The sequence below is a fragment of the Isoptericola sp. MSGPD8_1_ISO-PGPR-S23-394 genome (genome assembly GCF_058072785.1).
In genome coordinates, this window is sequence record NZ_CM176517.1 from 104,954 (window position 1) to 127,969 (window position 23,016).

At 73.2% G+C, this 23,016-nt stretch carries 15 protein-coding genes; 10 read left to right on the forward strand and 5 right to left on the reverse strand.

The features are described from left to right. Positions 1–39 precede the first annotated feature (39 nt). Positions 40–1,011: a LamG-like jellyroll fold domain-containing protein gene (locus AC3RJ8_RS00540; protein WP_489714028.1), complete on the forward strand. Its 972-nt coding sequence runs from the start codon at positions 40–42 to the stop codon at positions 1,009–1,011. Beyond that, positions 933–3,980, forward strand: a complete 3,048-nt coding sequence (locus tag AC3RJ8_RS00545; protein ID WP_489714029.1) for a carbohydrate-binding protein — start codon at positions 933–935, stop codon at positions 3,978–3,980. The genes AC3RJ8_RS00540 and AC3RJ8_RS00545 overlap by 79 nt, the downstream gene beginning before the upstream one ends. A 114-nt stretch (positions 3,981–4,094) precedes the next feature. Here the strand turns inward: AC3RJ8_RS00545 and AC3RJ8_RS00550 are convergent, their stop codons facing one another. The 3 genes from AC3RJ8_RS00550 to AC3RJ8_RS00560 form a co-directional block, all read right to left on the reverse strand. Further along, positions 4,095–5,294 carry a beta-ketoacyl-[acyl-carrier-protein] synthase family protein gene (locus AC3RJ8_RS00550; protein ID WP_489714030.1) on the reverse strand — a complete coding sequence of 400 codons (1,200 nt, stop codon included), beginning with the start codon at positions 5,292–5,294 and terminating at the stop codon, positions 4,095–4,097. Positions 5,295–5,412: 118 nt separating this feature from the next. Beyond that, positions 5,413–5,934 carry an O-acetyl-ADP-ribose deacetylase gene (locus AC3RJ8_RS00555; RefSeq protein WP_489714031.1) on the reverse strand — a complete coding sequence of 174 codons (522 nt, stop codon included), beginning with the start codon at positions 5,932–5,934 and terminating at the stop codon, positions 5,413–5,415. Between the two features lie 53 nt (positions 5,935–5,987). After that, positions 5,988–7,157: a LacI family DNA-binding transcriptional regulator gene (locus tag AC3RJ8_RS00560; protein ID WP_489714032.1), complete on the reverse strand. Its 1,170-nt coding sequence runs from the start codon at positions 7,155–7,157 to the stop codon at positions 5,988–5,990. A 230-nt stretch (positions 7,158–7,387) separates the two neighbouring features. Between AC3RJ8_RS00560 and AC3RJ8_RS00565 the strand changes: the two genes are divergently transcribed. After that, positions 7,388–11,407, forward strand: coding sequence for a carbohydrate-binding protein (locus AC3RJ8_RS00565; protein ID WP_489714033.1), 4,020 nt, complete (start codon positions 7,388–7,390; stop codon positions 11,405–11,407). Between the two features lie 114 nt (positions 11,408–11,521). Here the strand turns inward: AC3RJ8_RS00565 and AC3RJ8_RS00570 are convergent, their stop codons facing one another. Next, positions 11,522–12,643: a LacI family DNA-binding transcriptional regulator gene (locus tag AC3RJ8_RS00570; protein ID WP_489714034.1), complete on the reverse strand. Its 1,122-nt coding sequence runs from the start codon at positions 12,641–12,643 to the stop codon at positions 11,522–11,524. Continuing rightward, complete coding sequence (locus AC3RJ8_RS00575; RefSeq protein ID WP_489714035.1) at positions 12,640–14,613, reverse strand: heparinase II/III domain-containing protein; 1,974 nt, start codon at positions 14,611–14,613, stop codon at positions 12,640–12,642. Before AC3RJ8_RS00575 ends, AC3RJ8_RS00570 begins: the two co-directional genes overlap by 4 nt. A gap of 170 nt (positions 14,614–14,783) precedes the next feature. Between AC3RJ8_RS00575 and AC3RJ8_RS00580 the strand changes: the two genes are divergently transcribed. From AC3RJ8_RS00580 to kduD, 7 genes are all read left to right on the forward strand, one after another. Continuing rightward, entirely contained in the window at positions 14,784–16,715 is a 1,932-nt protein-coding gene (locus tag AC3RJ8_RS00580; RefSeq protein WP_489714036.1) for a DUF2264 domain-containing protein, read from the forward strand. A gap of 61 nt (positions 16,716–16,776) precedes the next feature. Further along, the gene (locus AC3RJ8_RS00585) at positions 16,777–18,081 is read left to right on the forward strand and encodes an ABC transporter substrate-binding protein (RefSeq protein WP_489714037.1); all 1,305 of its coding nucleotides are present in this window, start codon (positions 16,777–16,779) and stop codon (positions 18,079–18,081) included. Positions 18,082–18,164: 83 nt separating this feature from the next. Next, positions 18,165–19,127 carry a carbohydrate ABC transporter permease gene (locus tag AC3RJ8_RS00590; protein ID WP_489714038.1) on the forward strand — a complete coding sequence of 321 codons (963 nt, stop codon included), beginning with the start codon at positions 18,165–18,167 and terminating at the stop codon, positions 19,125–19,127. Then, the gene (locus tag AC3RJ8_RS00595; protein ID WP_489714039.1) at positions 19,127–20,017 is read left to right on the forward strand and encodes a carbohydrate ABC transporter permease; all 891 of its coding nucleotides are present in this window, start codon (positions 19,127–19,129) and stop codon (positions 20,015–20,017) included. The genes AC3RJ8_RS00590 and AC3RJ8_RS00595 overlap by 1 nt, the downstream gene beginning before the upstream one ends. A gap of 176 nt (positions 20,018–20,193) precedes the next feature. Next, complete coding sequence (locus tag AC3RJ8_RS00600) at positions 20,194–20,904, forward strand: ferredoxin-NADPH reductase (RefSeq protein WP_489714040.1); 711 nt, start codon at positions 20,194–20,196, stop codon at positions 20,902–20,904. A 47-nt stretch (positions 20,905–20,951) separates the two neighbouring features. Then, positions 20,952–22,214: a glycoside hydrolase family 88 protein gene (locus AC3RJ8_RS00605; RefSeq protein WP_489714041.1), complete on the forward strand. Its 1,263-nt coding sequence runs from the start codon at positions 20,952–20,954 to the stop codon at positions 22,212–22,214. After that, a complete protein-coding gene (gene kduD, locus AC3RJ8_RS00610; protein ID WP_489714042.1) occupies positions 22,211–22,975 on the forward strand; it encodes a 2-dehydro-3-deoxy-D-gluconate 5-dehydrogenase KduD in 765 nt (254 codons plus the stop codon). The genes AC3RJ8_RS00605 and kduD overlap by 4 nt, the downstream gene beginning before the upstream one ends. Positions 22,976–23,016 lie beyond the last annotated feature (41 nt).

Here is a 23,016-nt window from a genome sequence, read left to right on the forward strand (position 1 = left end):
AGCGCGTGACGCAGCGCGCGACGACGAGAGGACTCACTGATGAGGACGACACCACCGCGGCGCTCGCCGCGGCGCACGACCGCGGCGCTGACCGCGGCCACGGTGCTCGCTGCCGGTGCGCTCGGCGGGGCCGTCGCGGCCCCGGCAGCCGCAGCCACCCCCGAGCCCGACCTGCACTACACGATGGACGACGTCGCCGACGGCACCGTGCCGGACGCCTCCGGCAACGGTCTGGACGGCACGATCTCCGGCGACACCGCGGTCGTCGACGGCTCCGGTGGTACCGGTGCCCTCGACCTGCTCGGCGGGCACGTCACCATCCCGCGCCACGCCATCGACGGCGCCGCGGACCTGACCGTCTCCACCCAGGTGCGCTGGGACGGCGCGGGCGGACCCTGGCAGCGGGTCTTCGACCTCGGCACCGACACCAGCCGCTACCTGTTCACCACACCGTCGAACGGCGGCGACCTGCGCATCGCGCTCACCGGTGGAGGCGCCAGCGGCGAGGCCCAGGTGACCGGCCATGGCCCGCTCGCGGCCGGTGACTGGGTCACGCTGACCGTCACGCTCGACACCGCGGCCGGAGCGCTCACCACCTACCTCGACGGGGTCGCCGTGGGCTCGGCCGAGACCTCGGTGGCGGGCACCGACCTGCTCACCGACGCCGCCGCGCAGGCCGGCTACATCGGCAAGTCGTTCTACCCGGACCCCGCGTTCGACGGGGCCGTGGACGACTTCCGGATCTACCGCTCGGCGCTGACCGCCGAGCAGGTGGGCGAGCTGACCGAAGAGCTCGGCGGCACGGTCCCGACGCTCGGGTCGCTGAGCACCGACACGTTCGAGGTGCGCACGTCGGCCGGGTCCGCGCCGGAGCTTCCCGCGGCCGTCCGCGCGTCGTGGTCCGACGGCTACGATCGCGACGTGCCGATCGCGTGGGACGACGTCGACCTGCCCAGTACGAGACCTCCGGCTCCTTCACGGTCGCCGGTGACGCCGCCGGGAACCCGGTGACCGCCGAGGTCACCGTCACCCGCGGTGAGCTGAAGGTCGACCTCGGCACCGACACCGGTGCCTTCGAGGGCGGCGCGTCCGGGCTCCTGTACGGGCTGTACGGCGAGGGCATGCCGACCGACAACCTGGTCGAGGGCATGGGCGTGCAGTCCGTGGCGACCAAGGCCCAGGACGGTGCCCAGCACCCCGGCTCCGACGCCCTCGAGGTGCTCGAGCCGCTGGCCCGCACCACCGGCGGGGACGTGTACCTGCGCGTCACCGACTGGTACCGCGGCTTCCCGTACCAGTGGCCGTCGCCCGACGAGCCGAATGCCTCGCCCGAGGCCAAGCTCGACAGCTACCGCGCGGTGCTGGACGAGCAGCTCGACATGATCGAGACCCTCGACGCCGACACGCGCGAGCACCTGGTCATCGAGCCGTACAACGAGCCCGAGGGCAACATGTTCGGCACCGGGCAGTGGAGCTACGACCGCACGTCGTGGCTGAACGACCCCACCGACTACTTCGCCGCGTGGGACGAGACCTACCGCACCATCAAGGACCGCTTCCCGGACATGCGGATCGCCGGGCCCGGCACCAGCGTGCTCTACGACCAGGTCCAGGGCTTCCTCGAGCACACGCTGGCCGAGGGCACCGTGCCGGACATCATCACCTGGCACGAGCTGACGCACCCGCAGGCCATCCGCGAGTCCGTCGCCGAGTACCGCGAGTGGGAGGCCGACATCTTCGCCGGCAGTTCCTTCGAGGGCACCGAGCTGCCGGTCAACGTCAACGAGTACGCGTTCAATTACCACACCTCGGTCCCCGGCCAGATGGTGCAGTGGATGTCGGCCATCGAGGACGCCAAGGTCCAGGCGATGATCGCGTTCTGGAACATCAACGGCAACCTGTCCGACTCCGCGGTGCAGACCAACCGAGGCAACGGGCAGTGGTGGCTGTACAACGCCTACAGCCGGATGACCGGCCACACCGTCGAGGTCACCCCGCCCTACCCGGGCCAGAACTACAGCCTGCAGGGCGTGGCCACGCTGGACGAGGAGCAGCGCCAGGCACGCGTCATCCTCGGCGGCCAGGACGGCACGGCGCCGATCGACCTGGTGAACGTCCCGTCCGACGTCTTCGGCGACGAGGTGCGGGTCGCGGTCCGCGAGATCCCATGGACCGGTCAGCTCGGTGATTCCGCCCAGCCGCGGCACCTGGCCGACCTCACCGTCCCGGTCACCGACGGCACCGCCACGGTGAGCTTCGACGGCGACCAGCTGCCCGAGCTGGACGAGTCCAGCGCGTACGAGCTGATCGTCACGCCCGTGGGTGCCGGTGAGACCACCGCGTCGGACCCGACGCTGTGGCAGGGCAGCTACGAGGCCGAGGACGCCGAGTACACCGGTTCGGGCTACTCCCTCAACGGTCCGGAGGGCTCGCCGCAGGACGTCGGCAAGTTCTACACGTCCGGCGGCTACAACGTCGGTGGGCTGCGCACGGGCTCGGATGGCGTCCTCGACTTCGAGGTCACCGTGCCGCAGGACGGCACCTACGACCTGTCGGTCTTCGCCTCCAGCCTCAACACCTACGACCTCGTGGCCGAGCAGGGCCCGACCAACGTGTTCCTGCGCGTCGACGGCCAGGACGAGCAGGAGATCTTCCTGCCGCTCGGCTACAAGTGGGTGGTCTGGGACCACGCCGACACCACGGTCGAGCTCACCGAGGGCACGCACACCATCTCGCTCGCGGCCGAGAGCCTCGACGGGTCCGGTGCCACCCAGGGTGACGCGCTCATCGACCGCATCACGCTGGCGCTGCCGAACCCGGACGCCGAGACCTCGGTGTACGAGGCCGAGACCGCCGTCCTCGACGGCGGGACCACCACGTACGAGGCGACGGACGTCTCCGGGCCGGGGGCCGTCGAGCTCGCGGAGGGTGACTCCGCGACCTTCTGGGTCTACTCGCCCGTCGACGGCGAGGCGCTCCTCGGGGCGGACGTCATCGGCGCCGCCGGCGACGGCACCTTGACCGTCAACGACGAGGACGTGCTCGACCTGGGCGCGTCCCAGCAGGTCGCGGCCCACCTGGCCGGAGGCGTCAACAAGGTCGTCGTCACCGGCGGGGCCGACGGCCTCGTGCTGGACCGCCTGACGGTGGCACCCGGCGAGGACGTGCTGGGCGCCACCGAGTACCAGGCCGAGGACGCCGAGCTCGCGGGCGACGCGGCCGTGGCCGAGTACTCCCTGGCCGAGGGCGGTTCCGCCGTCACCGGTGTGGGCGGCGAGCCCGGCAACGGCAACACGCTCACGTTCCGGGTGGACGCCGCCGAGGCCGGGAAGCACGCCGTCGTGGTGCGCTACTCCAACCCGGAGCAGGTCGACGGCACCCACTACAACCCCAACCCCGTCGCCCGGCTCGCCGACATCTCGGTGAACGGCGGCGAGGCACAGCGGGTGGCGTTCGTCCCGACGTTCCACGAGAACAACTTCTGGGAGCGCACGATCGTGCTCGACCTCTCCGAGGGCGAGAACACAATCAGCCTGCGCGCCGAGGAGATGCCGAACTGGGACGGCGGGTCCTACGCCTCCGAGATCTGGCCGGCCGACTACCTGCTGCGCTCGCAGTGGGCGCCGATCGTCGACCGGATCACCGTCTCGCCGCTCGCGGCGGCGGTCGAGGTCGCCCCGGATCACCCGGCGTGGGACGCCTCGGTGGTGTACACCGCGGGTGACCGGGTGACGCACGAGGGCGCGGTGTTCGAGGCGACCTGGTGGACGCGGGACCAGGAGCCGGGGTCGTCGCCGTGGGGGTCGTGGCAGGAGATCGCCGAGACCTCGGACGGCACGGCCGTGTGGACGGCGTCGAGGATCTTCGTCGAGGGTGACGTGGTCTCCCACGAGGGGGAGAGGTACACGGCGCGGTGGTGGACGCGGAACCAGGAGCCCGGCGCCTCGGCGTGGGGTCCGTGGGAGCTGACCACCGGCTGACGCGCTCTGACCCCTGAAGCGCCACCCGTGCCGCTGTGGGTATGAAATCTCCGGATCTCGAGGCGAGATCTTCGGAGATCTCATACCCACAGCGGCACGGGCGTTCCGGGGAGCTCAGGTGCGGGTCAGCACCAGCGCGGCCGAGTGACCCCCGAAACCGAACGCGTCGACCAGGGCGACCTCCGCCGTCGTCGGCCGCGCCTCGGTGACGACGTCCAGGTCTGCCTCCGGGTCCAGCGTGGACGTGTGCAGCGTCGGCGGCACGACGCCGTCGCGCATGGTCCCCAGCGCCGCCAGCACCCCGAGCGGGCCCGACCCGCCGAGCAGGTGCCCGGTCGAGGCCTTCGTCGCCGTCACGGGGGCACTCACCCCTACCGAGCGCAGCGCCCGGACCTCGTTGAGGTCGCCGGCCGGCGTCGAGGTCGCGTGGGCGTGCACCAGCCCGACGTCCGACGGCGTCAGCCCGGCCGAGCGCAGCGCCAGCTCGATGGTGCGGGCCTGGTTCCGGGGCTCGCCGCCGACGATGTCGTGCGCGTCGGAGGTGAGGGAGAAGCCCTCGACCGCCCCGAGAATCCGTGCGCCGCGGGCGCGGGCGTGCGACTCCTCCTCCAGGACGACCATCGCGCTGCCCTCGCCCATGACGAAGCCGTCCCGCTCGGCGTCGAAGGGACGCGACGCCGACGCGGGGTCGGTCTGCGTGGACATCGCCCGGGCCCGCGAGAACGCCGAGACCACCAGGTCGAGGACGCTGGCCTCCACCCCGCCGCACACGTACATGTCGGCCTCGCCGGCGAGGATCGCCTGCCGGCCCATCCCGATCGCCTCGGAGCCCGCCGCGCACGCCGTCACCGGTGCCCGCGCCCCCGCCTTCGCGGCGAGGTCGATCGACAGCCAGGCCGCCGGGCTGTTCGCCATCACCATGGTCACCGCGTGCGGGGACACCGCCCGGTGCCCGCGCTCGTCCAGCAGCGCGTGCTGGGCCAGCGTGGTGCCGTACCCCCCGTTCGCGGTGCCGACGGCGACGCCGAGGCGCTCCGGCTCGATCTCCGGGCTGCCGGCGTCGGCCCAGGCCGCACGGCCGGCGACGAGGGTGAGCTGGGCGACGCGGTCCATCCGGCGCACCTCGCGCACGGTCAGGGCGTCCGCGAAGGCGTCGTCGACGCGGGCGGCGACGTGCACGGGCAGCCCCTCCGCCCAGGGTTCCTTGAGTGCTGTCACCCCGTCGACCCCGCGGCGCATGCTCGTCCAAGTCTCGGTTGCCGTCAGTCCGAGGGGCGAGACCGCCCCGATCCCGGTGATGACTGCTCGTCGCACGTGTGCTCCATCTCTCGTCAGGTGCCCCCTGCGCGATGGTGCGCATGTTTTCACGGGCAACAGGACGGCGCCACAGCGCCGCGTCCCCGGGCGGACCGCGGTCTGCTCGGGGCAACGATCAGCGCCCGCGCGCCTCCTCGAACGCCGCCAGCGCCGGAGCGCTGAACAGCACGAACCGGACCTCGTCGACCGCGGCCGGGTTCTCCGCGTCCCAGGCCCGGACGGCGTCGACCGCCACGCGGGCGACGTCCTCGACGGCCCAGCCGTACGCCCCCGCGCTCACCGCCGGGAACGCGACGCTGCGCGCCTTCGCGTCCGCCGCGGCCGCGAGCGAGGCCGTGAAGCACGAGGCCAGCAGCGCCGGGTCGGTCTCGCCCCGGCGCCGGTCCGGGCCGACGGTGTGCACGACCCACGCCGCCGGGAGGTCGAAGCCGGGGGTGACGACGGCGTCACCGACCCCGAGGCCGTCCGGCAGGGTGGTCCGGCGCAGCTGGCGGCAGGCGTCGAGCAGCCGCGGGCCGGCGGCGGCATGGATGGCGCCGTCGACCCCGCCGCCGCCGAGCAACGTGGAGTTCGCGGCGTTGACGATCGCGTCGGTCGTGGAGGCGGTGAGGTCGCCGTGTTCGAGGTCGATGTCCATCGGGTGCTCCTCGCGGTGGTCGGCGGGTGCGTCCTGCGCGTTCCCCTCCGACGTTAGCGGCTCACGCGTTCCCCCGGCGCCGGCCCGGTCGACTCGCGGACGATGAGCTGCGGGCTGATCGCGGTGCGGTGCACGGGGCGGCCGGGGTCGGCGAGGCGCTTGGCGAGCAGGTCCACGGCGGCGCGTCCGACGGCGTCCCGTGGCGGCCGCACGGCGGTCATGGCCGGGCTGAACAAGCCGGCGACCTCGTCGTCGTAGGCGACGACGGACAGGTCGCCCGGGACGGCCAGGCCGCTCTCCATGGCCCGCTGGGCGACGATCGACGCCTCCGGGTCCGCATGGACGAGCAGCGCCGTCGTGCCCGAGCGCACCGCCGTGGCGACGACGTCGTCCACGACGCCGGGGAACTCGGGCGACAGCCGGTCGGGGGCGAGCCGCTCGAAGTGCTCCTCGCTCGTCAGCCCCAGGTCGGCGCAGGCCGCCCGCCAGCCCGCGGCGACCTTGCGCGACGTCGGCGACTCCCGGGACAGCACCAGGCCGACGCGGCGGTGGCCCATCCCCGCGAGGTGGTGGACGGCCAGGAGGGCGCCGAGCGCGTGGTCGGAGACGACCGACTCCAGGACCTCCCGGTGCGGACCGAGCGTCGCCTCCCGCTCCACGAGCACGTGCGGGAGCCCGGAGTCCACCAGCCACCGCGCGACGTCGGCGCCGCGGCTGCCGTCGACGCGAGGGGCGACGATCAGCCCGCGCACATTCTCGATCTGCGCGAGGCGCTCCAGGGCGGGGCGCTCGTCGTCGGCCCCGTACGACGACCCGCGCAGCACCGCACGCAGGCCGTGCTGCCGGGCCTCGTCCTCCATGCCGCGGACGACGCCGGGCCAGTAGTAGTCGAGGGACGGGACGAGGATGCCGACGGCGCCCGCGGGCTCGCGTCGGGCGGCGCTGCTCGGCGCGGGCGCCTCGGTCGTGCCGGTGCTCGTCGTGCCCGTCGTGCCGACCGGGTCGGTCGCGTCGCCCCCGGTCGGGACCGCGCCGCCGTGCACCCGCCGCAGCAGGCCCTCCTGCTCGAGCCGGACGATGTCGCGGCGCACGGTCACCGCGGTCACGTCGAGCTCGGCCGTGAGGTCGGCGACGCGGACGACGCCGTCCCGCCGCAGCGCGGCGAGCAGGCGTGCGCGGCGCTCGGCGGGCAGCGTGGAGCGATGGTCGGTCCCGGAGCTCACTCGTCCTCCTCGGTCGGTGTCCGACAGCGTCCCACGTCCGCGCGGACATGCTGATGACCGGTTGTGATCGAACCGGACCCTTCTGTGGACAGTCGGCCGCAGGCCACCTTAGGTTCTCGAATGAACCTGTTCGGAACAGGCTGAAGTGATCATCAACGATCATCCGGCCGAGCGGGTCACGGCGCGGGTCGGAGCAGACCCCGCCCACACTTCAACGGGGAAGGATCACCATGAGACCACGACGCGCGCCACGGGCCGCCGTCTCAGGACTGCTCGCGAGCAGTCTCCTCGCGGCCTCGCTCGCCGGGGCCGCAGCGGCCGGGCCCGCAGCGGCGGACGAGCAGCCCGCCGCCGACACCGAGATCGTCGTCGACGGCGACGACATCGCGGCGGACAACGTCCACGGTCTGACGTTCAAGGGGTTCGGTGTGCTCAGCGCCAACTCCACCAGCGCCGTCCTGATGGACTACAAGTCCGAGCAGCCCGAGAAGTACGCCGAGCTGCTGCAGGTCCTGTTCGGCGGCGACCGCCCGCTCATGCACCACGTCAAGATCGAGATGGGCGACGACCGCAACAACTCCACCGGCTCCGACGTCTCGACGATGCGCACCGCGGACGAGCCGGCGAACGTCCGTCGCCACCCGGGCTTCCAGCTCGCGGCTGACGCCGCCGCCGTCAACCCGGACCTCCAGGTCTCCATCCTGCGCTGGAACGCCGCGCCCTGGGCAGACACGGACGACAAGATCTACGACTGGTACAAGAACACGATCCTCGCCGCGTACCGCGAGTACGGGTACATGGTCGACTACGTGAACCCCGGCGTGAACGAGCACACGGCGGACCTGGCCTGGACGCAGGAGTACGCCGAGCGCGTGCGCACCGACTCCACCGGCTACGTCAGCGACGACCCGGACCTGGCCGGGTTCCGCGACGGCGAGGCCGACCTGTTCCACCAGATCCAGGTGGTCATCTCCGACGAGGTCGGCACCGGCACGTTCGGCGACGAGATGGTCGCGGACGCCGCCCTGCGGGACGCCGTGGACGTCGCCGCGTTCCACTACAACACCAACGACGACGGCGCGGGGAACTTCACGCGGCTCGCCGAGGAGTTCGACACGGAGATCTGGAACTCCGAGGCGCAGGCGACGTTCAGCAACTCCTCGTTCCGCCCGAACAACAACACCGCGGACCCGACCGTCGAGGGTACCGGCCTCGGCGGCACCCTCAGCTCGCTGGAGATGGCGAACACCATCGTCAAGGGCTTCACGAACTCCCGGCGCACCCACTTCGTCTACCAGCCGGCCATCGGCTCCTTCTACGAGGGCGGGCAGTACTCCTTCAAGGAGCTCGTCAGCGCCCGCGACCCGTGGTCCGGGTGGATGCACTACGACGCCGGTCTGGCCGTGCTGCAGCACTTCTCGAACTTCGCCGTCACCGGGTGGGAGAACGAGGACAACACGGCCGGCGTCTGGCGGGCCGTCCCGGAGGCGAGCGCGACGACGGCCACGGGGACCAACCCGGTGAACGGGCGCAACGGCGGACCCAACTACATGACCCTCGCCGCCCCCGACGCCTCCGACTTCTCCACGGTGCTCGTCAACGACTCCGAGACCCCCCGGACGTACCGGATCACCCCCGAGGACCTCGACCTGGGCGCCGACCCGACGCTCGCCGCCTGGGAGACCCGCGCGGCCGAGGAGGGCGAGGCCTTCGACTCCCGGTACAAGCAGCATGTCGCGGACCTCACGGCCGACGACGACGGCGGGTACACGTTCACGGTGCAGCCCTTCTCGATCGCCACCGTCACCTCGCTCGACGTCACCGGTGACGAGCGGTGGACGACGCCGCTGCCGGTCGAGGGCGAGCGCACCGTGCTCGACGCCGAGCCGCAGGACGGCGTCCTCTGGGCCGACGACTTCGACTACACCGGGCGCACCGTGCCGGTGGTGGACGCCGAGGGGCTGTCCGGGGAGTCCGAGGACTTCATCGCGTCGCGCGGCGGCGACACGGGTGCCATCCCGCTGTTCACGTGGGACCGCAACGGCTCGTTCGAGGCGTATCTCACTGACGACGGCGAGCGCGTGCTGCGTCAGCAGGTGGACCGCGAGGGGACCGGCGTCGGCGGGGCGTGGAACGACGGCGACCCCATCACCGCCGTCGGCGACCGCCGGTGGACCAACTACCGGGCCACGGTGGACGTGCGCTTCGAGCGGGCGGCCGCGAGCGACAACTACGCCGCGCTCGGTGCCCGTGCCAGCGGTGGCGGCACCTCGCACTCGCTCGACGGCACGCCGTACGCGCTGCGGCTCGGCTCCGACGGCACCTGGCAGCTCGTGCGGTTCGGTGCGGTCATCGAGTCCGGGGACCTCGACGGGTTCGACGCCGCGGCGTGGCACGAGCTGTCCGTCCAGGTCGCCGGCGACGAGGTCACCGGCTGGGTCGACGGCGATCAGGTGTTCGCCTGGACCGACCCCGACCCGATCGGCTCGGGCTGGGTGGACCTGGCGAGCGGCTTCCACTGGACGCAGTTCGACGACCTGACCGTGGAGCGGGTGCCCGGCGAGGTGCCGTACTACGGCGAGTACCTCGACGGCCTGGAGATGAACGACCTCGCCGACCCGCCCGTCACGAAGCTCGTCTACGACGGCGAGTGGCGGCACGCCAACGGCGGTTCGATGTACGAGTACATGCGGTCCACCTCGACCAGCCAGGGCGAGGGCGCGTCGCTGACGTACACGTTCACCGGGTCCGGTCTGGAGGTGCTCGGGCCGAACGACGGTTCGGCGCGGCTCGACGTGACCGTGGACGGTGAACCCGTGGCCGTGAACCAGCCGACGCGGGACGCCGGCCAGTTCCAGCAGGCGTACGCGCTGCGGGGTCTGCCCTGGGGCGAGCACACCGTCACCCTGACGGTGGCCTCCGGGACCCTGCTCGTCGACGCGGTCGGCGTGGTCTCGCAGCCGGCCTCCGGGGCCGCGGACACGGAGGCGCTCGCGGACGCGGTCGCCGTGGCGGAGGACGTGGAGCGCTCGGACGACTTCACCGACGCCGACTGGGCGCTGCTGCAGTCCGCCCTCGACGCCGCGCGGGACGCGCTCGCCGACCCGGTGGCCTACCGGCTCGACGGGCAGGGTGCGACCCAGCTCGTCGAGCGGCTCCGCTGGGCGGCCGCCCCGGTGGCCGGACGCATCGTGGGCTTCGAGGCGGTGTCGACGGCGACCTACGCCGGGGACGCGCCGGAGCTGCCGTCGACGCTCGAGGCCGAGCTCACCGACGGCACCACCCGCGACGTGCCCGTCACCTGGGACGTCGACGCGGTCTCGTTCGACGAGCCGTGGACGGGTGCCGAGGTGACCGGTTCCTACGGCGCCGCGACGACGACGGCGGTGGTCGAGGTCGTGCCGTCGGGGACGGTCGCGTTCGCCGACGTCAACGCCACCAGCGCCGGAGGGCTCGGGGTCGACTCGCCGTCGTACCTCGCGATCGACGAGCTCGTGGGCGGCCTCGCCAACGAGACTCCCGACCAGGTGCGCGACGAGGGTGACGCGTGGGGCCACGGGGGCCGGAACGCCGCGGGCACCCGCGACATCCAGTACAAGGGCATCGTCGCGGGGGACTACTCCAAGACGACCACCACGGGGATGTACACGGCCAACCAGGTCGGCGCCGAGGTGTCGTACACGTTCACGCTGCCCGCCGGTCCGCACACCATCGTGGCGGGCAGCCACTCGTGGTGGCCGGGCAACGCCCGCAGCGCCGACGTCCTGCTCGAGCACGACGGCGAGAGCCACGAGGTCGGCATGGTCACCCTTGACACGGGCAACCCGAGCGAGGTGCTGTCCTACGACGTCGAGCTGGCCGAGGACGGGCCCGTCACCATCACGCTGCGCGCGACGAACAGCCAGTCGCCGATGCTCTCCTGGGCGGCGGCCGTGGATCGCGCGGAGCCGGAGCACCCGGCGTGGGACGCCTCGGTGGTGTACACCGCGGGTGACCGGGTGATGCACGAGGGTGCCGTGTTCGAGGCGACCTGGTGGACGCGGGACCAGGAGCCGGGGTCGTCGCCGTGGGGGTCGTGGCAGGAGATCGCCTCGACCGGCGACGGCACGGCCGTGTGGACGGAGTCGAGGATCTTTGTCGAGGGTGATGTGGTGTCCCACGAGGGGGAGAGGTACGAGGCGCGGTGGTGGACGCGGAACCAGGAGCCCGGCGCCTCGGCGTGGGGTCCGTGGGAGCTGACCACCGGCTGACGCGCTCTGACCCCTGAAGCGCCACCCGTGCCGCTGTGGGTATGAAGTCTCCGGATCTCGAGGCGAGATCTTCGGAGTTTTCATACCCACAGCGGCACAGTGGCGCGTTGGCGCTCAGCGGCGCACGAGGCCCGTGGACTCGCGGACCATGAGCCGCGGGCTGATCGCCGTGCGGTGCACGGGCCGGGCCGGGTCGGCGAGCCGCTTCACCAGCAGGTCCACGGCAGCGTGCCCGACGGCGTCGCGCGGGGGCTGCACGGCCGTCATCGCCGGGCTGAACAGGTTCGCGACCTCGTCGTCGTAGGCCACGATCGACAGGTCCCCGGGCACGGAGAGACCACGGTCCATCGCGCGCTGGGCGACGGCGGAGGCCTCCGGGTCGGAGTGCACGAGCAGCCCGGTCACCCCGGAGGCGAGGGCGGTGTCAACCACCTCGTCGACCACGCCGGAGAACTCGGGCCGGTTGCGGTCGGGGGCGAGCCGCTCGAAGTGCTCGGCGCTCGTCAGGCCCAGGTCGGAGCACGCCGCCCGCCAGCCGGCCGCGATCTTGCGCGACGTGGGCGACTCGCGCGACAGCACGAGGCCGACGCGGCGGTGCCCCAGGTCGGCCAGGTGGTGCACCGCCATGAGCGCACCGAGGGCGTGGTCCGACATCACCGCCTCCAGGGCGTCCCGGTGCGGCGCCCGCACCGCCTCGCGCTCCACCAGCACCGACGGCACCTCCGACGTCACCAGCCACTCCGCGACGTCGTGCACGGTGCTGCCGTCGATGCGGGGGGCGCAGATGATGCCGCGCACGCCGTCCGTCCCGACGAGGCGACGCAGCGCGGGGCGCTCGTCCGCGACGTCGTAGGACGAGCCCCGCAGCACGATCCGCAGGCCGTGACGCCTCGCCTCGGCCTCCATCCCGCGCACGACGCCGGGCCAGTAGTAGTCCAGCGACGGCACGAGCACCCCGATGGAGGCCCCGTCGGCGAGCGGGACGGTGTCGCGTCCGGGGTCCTCCTCCACGGACCGTCCGGCGGTGGGCGTCCGCACGGCGACCGCCCCGCCGTGCACGCGGGTCAGCAGGCCCTCGCGCTCCAGCCGGGCGATGTCGCGACGGACCGTCACGGGGGTCACGTCCAGCTCGGTGGTGAGGTCGGCGACCCGCACGACGCCGTCGCGCTCGAGGGCGGCGAGCAGATGGGAGCGTCGCTCGGCGGGCAGCGGGGAACGCTGGGACTCCAGGGTCACGAGGTCTCCTGAGGGGTCGGGACGGCGGTGGCCACCACCCGCAGGTCCTGGCGGCCGGCGACGTCGAGGTCGAGGCGGACGAGCCGGGCGCCCCAGACGGCGGACAGCATCGGGTCGTCCAGCTCGCGCGGTGTCAGGGAGGCGGGCACGTCCGCGGGCCAGGTGAGCTCGACGGGTGGCGCACCGTCCGGTGGTCCGACGACGGCGCGGCCCGCGGTCAGCTCGACCTCCCCGGCCAGCAGGAACCGTACGGTGGTCGGCCTCGCGCCGTCGTCCGCGACGGATTCCCACGCGTCCTCGACGACGACGCGGCCCCTGACGGCGGACCGCTCCAGCCGGGCCTCGCGCCGCCAGGCGCGCGTCGGCACGGGGTACGCGCCCGCGAGGTCGAGGGTGAGGCCCACGACGTCGTCGCCGGCCCGCACGCGGCGCACGTCGCGCGCGGCGAACCGGGCACCGGCTCCCTGCGGGGTCCCGGCCACCTCGGGCACCGAGTGCCAGGAGGACTGCATCGTCCAGATGTCGTAGCGGTGCGGGCCGAAGGTCTGCGCGGTGTACGTGGGGCGGCCGGCATCGACGACCACCGGGACGCCGTCGGAGGCCACGACGACGGAGCCGACGTCGTTGTGGTTGTGCGCCTCGCCGTTGTGCCCGCCCTTGACGGCGAGCGTGAGGCCCCCTGCCGCACCGGCCCGCTCGCGCACGAGCAGGACCTGCGTCGAGCTCCACCACACGTGCGGGGGGAGCGGCGCCGCCGCCCCGGCGTCGACGGCGCGCCGCCAGGCCGTGTCCGTCGCGCCGCGCAGCAGCCGGCCCAGCCCGGCCTCGGCCTCGACGGGCGGTGCGTCGGGCGCGACGCGGGACGCCGCGTAGGCGGCCGCGTCGGTGTCCCCGACGTGGCGGGCGGCGCGGTGCAGGGCGTGCCAGGGGTGGACGTCGGTGGGGCGGGCCTGGGAGTCGGCGACGGACAGGTGCCAGTCGTCGCCCAGGTGCATGCGGTGCGGGAACGCGACCGTCTCGCGCAGGGCGGTCGGGACGACGGCGGGGGCGAGGGCGTCGAGCGCGCCACCGGTGGCGTGCCGCAGCACGTCGAGGGCCTCCAGCGTGCGGCACGCCCCGTTCCACCAGTAGCCGTACCCCTCGTCGATCGCGCCGTCGTCGGGCAGGGACGCGACGTACCGGTCGATGCCCTGCAGGCAGAGGTCCACCGTGCGCACGCGGGTGGCGGCGTCGTCGGGGCCGTCGAGCAGCCGCAGCGCGGCGACCAGCACGTTGCCGTGGATCCACGGGTTCCAGTTGTGGACGTGCCCGTCGAGCCCGAGCCAGTGCCAGTCGCGGCGGCGCAGGAACGGGTCGATCACCCGGGTGCGCGTCTCGTGGCGGAGGCGTGCCCGCAGGCCGGGGTAGCGCTCGTCGAGCGTCGCCCCGAGCACGTGGTCCGCCCAGGCGAGCTGCGCGGCGACCTCCCCGGCACCGAGGTCGAGGTACGGGTCCGTGGTCGTGGGGAGCACCCCGCCGTGCCGGGCGCGGGTGTCGTCGTGGGCGGGCCAGCACCACGAGCTCTGCTCGCAGAGCTGCCAGAGCCCGTCGGCGACCTCGTCGACCCAGACGTCGTCGAGGGTGGTCGCGGCGGCGAGCACGGCTCGCGAGAGGCGGTGCTGGCGGGCGAACACGAGCTGTTCGTGGGTGTCGCGGTCGCCGTCGCGGTGCACGCGGGCGGCGGTGCTGGCGAGCGGTTGCGGCCACGGCGTGCCGAGGTCGCGTCGGGCGTGGGCGACGGTGGCCTCGACCACCGCGGGGTCCACGACGCCGGCTCGCGGGTCCCACACGGCACGGTCCGTCGCGGGGGCGAGCGGCAGCGTCTCGCCCGGGGGTCGCAGCAGGTCGGCGAGCGCGGAGTCGGCCCCCGCGCCGAAGGTGCCGAAGGGTCCGGCGGCGAGGGGCCCGGTGAAGGGGTGCTCGGTGCCCATCTCTCCTCATCGAGGTCAGGAAAACATCAAAACGATCGGAAACGATCATCACAGTACAGCAACACAGTTGACATGGCCAGAAGGTGACTACTTTACTTCGAACGTGTTCGGTCGCAGAGGACCGAACCGGTCGCCTCGGAGGCGACCGCAGGTCGACGACGAAGGACGACATGCTCGAGTCAGCGGCGCTCCACGGTCTTCCCGGCGCGAACCGGGGGGCCGCCACGGCCGACGCCTGGGACCGCGACCGCTGGGCCGCCCACGCCGACCGGATGCTCGCCGCCGTCGCCCCGTTCACCTCGCCGGTCGGCGCCCTTGTCACGTTGCCGGGCGCCGAGGGCGGCTACGGTCGCGCGATCGACGGCCTCGAAGGGTTCGCCCGCACGTTCCTGCTCGCCGGGTTCCGCCTCGCGGGGGAGCGAGGGGCGGACCCGCACGGGTACGCCGAGCGCTTCGCGGCCGGGCTCGACGCCGGCACGGACCCTGCGTCCCCCGAACGGTGGCAGCGCCTGTCCGAGCACGCGCAGGCCAAGGTCGAGGCCGCGTCGATCGCGCTGATGCTCGACATGACGCGCCCCTGGGTCTGGGACCGGCTCGACGCCCGGGTCCAGGAGCAGGTCGTCGACTACCTCGCCGAGGCCGTCGGCGACGACACGTACCCGCGCATCAACTGGGTCTGGTTCCGCCTGGTCGTGCAGACGTTCCTGCGCGGCGTCGGCGGCCCGCACTCGGTGGCCGAGATGCGCGAGGACCTCGCCACCCACGACACGTTCGCCCGCGCCGACGGCTGGCTCGCCGACGGCGCCGAGCGGTCCTTCGACCACTACAACGGCTGGGCGCTGCACCTCTACCCGACCCTGTGGGCGCGCATGACCGGCGCCGCCGACCTGGCCGCCCCGCGTCGCGAGCGCGACGTCGCCCAGCTCGACCGCTTCCTCGGCGACGCCCTCGCGCTGGTCGGCGGCGACGGCTCGCCCCTGGTCCAGGGCCGCTCGCTCGCCTACCGCTTCGCCGCGGCAGCACCGTTCTGGGTCGGCGCCCTGGCCGAGGTCCCCACCCACTCGCCCGGGCGGCTGCGCCACGCCGCCTCCGCCGTCGTCGGCCACTTCGCCGCCCACGGCGCGCCCGACGACGACGGTCTGCTCACCCTGGGCTGGCACCACGACTGGCCCCGCATCGCCCAGGCCTACTCCGGGCCGGGCTCGCCGTACTGGGCGAGCAAGGGGATGCTCGGCCTCGCCCTGCCCGCCAACCACCCCGCCTGGACCGCCCCGGCCGAACCGCTGCCCGTCGAGACCGGTGACGTGCTGCGCACCGTCGCGGCACCCGGCTGGATCGTCAGCGGCACCCGGGACGACGGCGTCGTGCGCGTCGTGAACCACGGCACCGACCACGCGCTGCCCGGTGCCGCGGTGGGCGACTCGCCGCTGTACGCACGCCTCGGCTACTCGACGGCCACCAGCCCGTGGCTCGACGAGCAGAGCTGGGAGTCCCCCGCCGAGCAGTCCGTGGTCCTGCTGGACGCCGCCGGACGGGCGTCGCACCGCACCGGGTTCGACGTCCTGCGCGCACCGGAGCTGCTCGACGACGGCAGCACCGCCGTCGCGGCCTCCAGGGCCGCGGCCCACTGGCTCGACGTCGAGCCCGGTCAGCGCGACCACGGGTCCGGTCGGCGCGGCACCGCCACAGCGGCCGGCACGATCACCACCGTCTCGCTCGTGCGCGGCCCGTGGGAGGTGCGGTGCGTCCGCGTCGACGACGTGCCCGACGGCGCCGCACCGGTCGCGCTGCGCGTGTCCGGCTGGCCCGCGGTCGCCGGTGACGGGCTCGAGTCGCGGCTCGAGCCGCTCGTCGGCGACTGGAGCGCCGGCACGGTCGAGCGCGAGGGGGCGAGCCCGCTCGGTGACCCCGCGCGGGTCCCGGTGCTCGACGCCGCGGTCGAGCCCGGACGTCGGCTCGCCGTCCTCGTGACCCTGCGCGGAGACCGGGGCGCCGCCCCGGGCACCACCCCGGCGGACGATCCCGCCACCCTGACGCTCGACGGCACCGACGCCGTCGTCCGCTGGCCCGACGGCGTCACCACGTCGACCCGTCTGGACTGACGACACCACGCAGGCAACGACGGCCCGACGGCGGGCCGTCCACTCGAAGGAGAGAGCACCGATGAAGCGCATGATCCCCACCGCGGCCGGCACCGCCGCGGTCGTCCTGGCCCTGACTGCCTGCAGCAGCGGCGGCGGCGACGAGCCCCCCGCCGAGGCCGAGGGCCCGGTCACGCTGACCCTGGCCGGGTGGAGCCTGGCGACCACGCCCGAGTTCCAGACCCTCGCCGACGCGTACCACGAGGAGAACCCCGACGTCACGGTCGAGCTGGCGGAGTACGACGCCACCGAGTACGACACGCAGATGATCGCGGACCTGGCGGCCGGTTCGGCTCCCGACGTCTACGTGCTGAAGAACCTCAAGAACTTCTGGACGTACCAGGACGGCGGTCAGCTCCTGGACGTCTCCGACGTCACCGAGGGCCTGGACCCCGCCACCGGTGGCGCCGACTTCTACGAGGTCGACGGCGCGAGCTGGGCCGTGCCCTACCGGCAGGACTCCTGGTTCCTCTACTACAACAAGGACCTGTTCGAGCAGGCCGGCGTCGCCGAGCCGGACGGCTCGTGGACGTGGGACAACTACGCGACCGCCGCGGAGGACCTCACGAGCGGTCTCGAGGAGGCCGACAGCGACGCCCTCGGCACCTACCAGCACGCGTGGCAGTCGGTGGTGCAGGGCTTCGCCCTCGCCCAGACCGAGGGGGCCGACCTCACCAGCGGCGACTTCGGTTACCTCGAGCCCTTCTACGACCAGGCGGTCGCCCTGCAGGACGCCGGGGCGCAGGCCGACTTCGGCACGGTCACCACCAACCAGCTCACCTACCAGGCGCAGTTCGGCACCCAGCAGGCCGCGATGATGCCCATGGGCTCCTGGTACGTCGCCACCCTGCTCGCGCAGCAGGAGTCCGGCGAGGCCGACGAGTTCGCGTGGGGCATGGCCCCGATCCCGCAGGTCGACGCCGCCACGACCGGCATGGACGCGACCCCCGTGACCTTCGGCGACCCGACGGGCCTGGGCATCAACCCGTCCATCGACGAGGAGAAGGTCGCCGCCGCCAAGGACTTCCTGGCGTTCGCCGCCGGTGAGGGCGGCGCCGACGCGCTCGCCGAGATCGGCATCACCCCGGCGCTGCTGAGCGACGGCGTCGTGGAGACCTACTTCGGCCTGGAGGGCGTGCCCACCGACGAGCTGTCGAAGTTCGCGTTCGCCACCCACGACACGCGCCCGGAGAACCCGGTGGACCCCGACACGGCGGCCCTGCAGAACATCCTGGGCGACACCCACTCGGAGATCATGTCCGAGTCCTCGTCGGTCGCCGACGCCGTTGCCGGAGCCGAGTCCCGCGCCGCCTCCGAGGTCGGCTGAGGCCCGGGCCGAGCCCCCGTCCCGGGGGCGCCGCGGACGACGCGGCGCCCCCGGGCCCACCCGCCGAGACACAGGAGTCACCCATGGCGACGACCGCCGTCGACGACCGCCGCAGCGGTCCACCGGGCCCCCTCCCGGACGTGCCGTCCGGCCCCCGCCGGCGCTGGCCGGGCAGCCGGCTCAAGCGGCGCAACACCCTCATCGGGTGGAGCTTCATCCTGCCGAACTTCGTCGGGTTCGCGCTGCTGACCCTCATCCCCGTGGTGACGCTGTTCTACCTGTCCCTGACGGAGTGGAACGTGTTCGGCGGGGCCGAGTGGGTCGGCCTCGACAACTTCACCCGGCTCGTCGGTGACCCCAGCTACCGCACCGCGCTGTGGAACACGATCTACTACTCGGCCGTGCACATCCCGGCCACGCTGGTGGCGTCGATGTGCCTGGCGCTGCTGCTCAACCGCAAGCTGCGCGGTGTCGCGTTCTTCCGCACGGTCGCCTTCTTCCCGTACATCACGTCGATCGTGGCGATCGCGGTGGTGTGGAACATGCTGTTCAGCCCGGAGTACGGGCCGATCAACCAGTTCCTGACCTTCGTCGGGGTGGACGACCCGCCCGGCTGGACCACGTCGGCCGACTCCTCGATGCCCGCGGTGATCATCGTCGGCGTGTGGCGCGAGATGGGCTACTACATGCTGCTCCTGCTCGCGGGGCTGCAGACGGTGCCCCCCGAGCTCTACGAGGCGGCGCGCGTCGACGGCGCCGGGCCGTGGTCCCGGTTCTGGAACGTCACGCTCCCGTGCCTGCGCCCCACGCTGTTCTTCGTCACCGTGATCCTGACGATCAACAGCCTCAAGGTCTTCGACCTCATCCTCGTGATGACCGACGGCGGTCCCGGGCAGTCGACGCTGGTGCTGAGCCAGTTCATCTACGCCAAGGGCTTCGAGGAGAACCAGTTCGGGTACGCCTCCGCCGTCGCCGTCACGCTGTTCTTCCTCTGCATCGCCGTGACGATCGTCCAGTTCCTCTGGAACCGAAGGAGGGACGCCTGATGGCTGCCGTCTCCCCGCCCGTCGACCCGTCGGCCACGCCGCTGCGACCCGCCCAGGTGCGGGCACGGTGGCGGCGCCAGGCGTCCCGCGTGGCCGGCTACACCGCGCTGGCGGTGGCCGCCGCCGGGATCCTGCTGCCGTTCGTGTGGATGGTGATCTCCTCGCTGAAGGAGAACAACCAGGTCTTCACAGTGCCGCTGCAGTGGATCCCCGACCCGTTCGTGTGGCAGAACTACCTCGACATCTGGGCCAAGTCCGACATGACGACGTGGATCAAGAACACCTTGGTCCTGTCGGTGGGCGTGACGTTCCTACAGGTGCTGACCGGGAGCTTCGCGGCCTACGGGTTCTCCAAGATGCGGTTCCCGGGCCGCGACGCGCTGTTCCTGCTCTACGTGGCCACGATCGCCGTGCCGTGGCAGGCGTACATGATCCCGCAGTTCGTCATGCTCTCGAACGTCGGGCTCTCCAACACGCTCTGGTCGATCCTGGCGCTGCAGACCTTCAGCGCGTTCGGCGTGTTCCTCATGAAGCAGTACTACGAGTCCATCCCCGAGTCGCTGAGCGAGGCCGCCCGGATCGACGGGATGAGCGAGTACGGCATCTGGCGGCGGATCATCCTGCCGCTGTCGACCCCGGCCATCGCCAGCCTGACGCTGCTGACCTTCGTCAATACGTGGAACGACTACCTCGGGCCGCTGATCTACCTGCGCAGCCCCGACCTGTGGACGCTGCAGCTCGGCCTGCAGACGTTCGTCGGGCAGTACAACGCGGAGCACGCGCTCATCATGGCGGGCTCGGTCATCTCTGTGCTGCCGATCGCCGTCATCTTCCTGTTCGGGCAGAAGTTCTTCGTGCAGGGCATCGCGACGGCGGGGGTCAAGGGATGAGCGCGAGGAGCCCCCGCGCCGGGACGCCGAGGGACGAGGTGTACCGGGGGCGAGGCACCGCAGCGCTCAGCCCAGAAGGGCACAGGATGAGCGCCGGGAGCCCCCGCGCCGGGACGCTGAGGGACGAGGTGTACCGGGGGCGAGGCACCGCAGCGCTCAGCCCAGAAGGGCACAGGATGAGCGCCGGGACGCCGCGCCGTCGGCTCGTCAGCCAGGAGGCGTACGAGACGGTGTTCGGCACCGTGTACGTCGGGCTGGCGACCAACGCGATGCTCGTCGTGGCCTGCCTGCCGGTCCTCGTGCTGCTGCTCGCCACGGACCCGACCGCGTCCTGGCCGGCGCTCGCGGCGCTCTCCCCGCTCGTGGCGCCCGCCCTCGTCGCCGCGTTCGCCGTCTTCGCCGCGCTGTCGGCCGACGGGTCGACGACGGCGGTGCGCACGTTCTGGCGCGCCTACCGCCGCCACGCCCGGCGGGCGCTGGCGATCGGTGCGACGACCAGCGCCGCCGTCGTCGTCCTCGCGGTCGACGTCGCCGCCGTGTGGGGCGCCCGCATCGGCGCGGCGGCGATCCCCGTCTTCGTCACCCTCATCGTCCTGACGGTGCTCACCGCCGTCGTGGCGCTCGCGGCCGTGCCCGAGCTGCCGGGCGTCCGGCTGCGGGACCTGCTGCGCACCAGCCTGTACCTGGCCGTGCGGCGCTGGTACCTCAGCCTGCCCGCCCTGGCCGTGCTGGGCCTCCTGGCCGGCATCGTCGCCACCCGGCCCGCCGTCGGCCTGGGGTTCGTCGCCGCCCCGCTGCTCTTCGTCGTCTGGGGCGGGTGCCGGTTCGCGCTGCGGTCCGTCGTGCCCGACGGCGGTCCCCGGCTCGCGTCCGACGCGGCCTCCTGAACCATCCCGACGGCGCACCACGGTGTGCCGGAAAGCGAGATCGACCCATGTCCTCCACCGACGTGCGCGCCACGGCGCCCACCGACCCGCCGCCCGGAGCCGCACGCGCGCTGCCGACCGTCCTGCCGGGCGCCGTCGCCGCCGCCGTGGCGACCGTGCGGCGCAACGCCACGGCCTTCGGCACGCTGTACCCCGACTCCACGACGCGGGACGACCGCTACCCGTTGCGCCCGGCCACGGGCGACTTCGCGGAGGGCGCCAACCGCGACTGGACCACCAGCTTCTGGCCCGGGATGCAGTGGCTCGCCGTCGAGCTCACCGGCGACGAGGAGCTGCGTGCCTCGGCGTTGCGGCACGCCGCCGACTTCGCCCGGCGGGTGCACGCGGGGGAGGACCTCGACACCCACGATCTCGGGTTCCTGTACACGCTGTCGTGCGTCAACGCGTGGCGGCTGGCGGGGGACGAGGCGGCCCGGGACGCCGCGCTGGCCGCGGCGGACCACCTGCTGACGCGGGTCCTGCCCTCGGCGGGGATCATCCAGGCGTGGGGAGACCTGTCCGACCCGGCGCAGCGCGGGCGCACCATCGTCGACAGCCTCATGAACATGCCGCTGCTGACGTGGGCCACCGAGACCACCGGTGACCGCCGCTACGCGGACGTGGTCGACCGGCACGTGGCCCAGGTGCGCACCCACCTGCTGCGCGACGACGACTCCACGTTCCACACCTTCTACTGGGACCCGGAGTCCGGCGAGCCCCTGCGCGGTGCCACCGAGCAGGGCGCCGGCGACGACTCCTGCTGGGCCCGCGGCCAGGCGTGGGGCATCTACGGGTTCGCCCTGCACCACCGCACCTCGGGCGACCGGGAGTCGCTGCGGGCGTCCGAGCGCTGCGCCGACTACTTCCTGGCCCACCTGCCGGCCGACGGGGTGCCGTACTGGGACCTCGTCTACGGCGACGGCTCCGACGCGCCCCGCGACTCGTCGTCGGCGGCCATCGCAGCCTGCGGGCTGCTCGAGCTCGCCTCCGTCTCGCCGGACGGGGAGCGGGCGGCGCGCTACGAGGCCGCCGGGCGGGAGATGCTCGCTGCGCTCGTCGCCGGGTACGCCCCGGCCGACGGCGCGGCCGCGGACGCGCTGCTGCTGCACGCCGTCTACGACGCCCCCAAGGGCAAGGGGGTCGACGAGGGCTGCCTGTGGGGCGACTACTACTACCTCGAGGCGCTGACCCGCCTCACGCTGCCCGGCTGGGTCTCGCCGTGGTGGCCCGCCACGCGGGCCGACGGCGGCACGGACGGAGGGAACGCATGATCCTCGACCAGTTCCGGCTCGACGGGAAGGTCGCGCTGGTCACCGGCACCAGCCGCGGACTCGGCCAGGGGGCCGCCGTGGCGCTCGCGGAGGCGGGCGCCGACGTCGCGCTGCTGGACCGCAGCGAGCCCACCGAGACCGTCGCCCGCATCGAGGCCCTCGGCCGGCGGGTGCTCAGCGTGCGCCGCGACCTGGCTACCGCGACACCGGCGGAGCTCGACTCGGCCGTCGCGGAGGTCGAGGCGACCCTCGGCCCGGTGGACGTGCTCGTCAACAACGCGGGCACCATCCGCCGCGCCCCGGCGGCCGAGCACCCCGCCGAGGACTGGGACACCGTGCTCACGGTGAACCTCGACGCCGTGTTCCACCTGTCGCGCGCCGTCGGCCGGGGGATGCTCGAGCGGGGCGCCGGCTCGATCGTCAACGTCGCCTCGATGCTCTCGTTCCAGGGCGGCATCCTCGTGCCGGGCTATGCGGCGTCCAAGCACGCCGTCGTGGGCCTGACCAAGGCGCTCGCCAACGAGTGGGCGGGCCGCGGCGTCAACGTCAACGCCGTCGCCCCCGGCTACATGGCCACCGACAACACCGCACCCATCCGGGCGGACGAGGCGCGTGAGCAGTCGATCTCGGCGCGCATCCCCGCCGGCCGGTGGGGTACTCCCGAGGACCTCGCGGGCCTCTTCGTCTACCTCGCCTCGCCCGCTTCCGCCTACGTGCACGGCGCCGTCGTCCCCGTCGACGGCGGCTGGCTCGTGCGCTGAGGCGCCGACCGCCGACCTGACCCGAACGACCGATCGGAGCA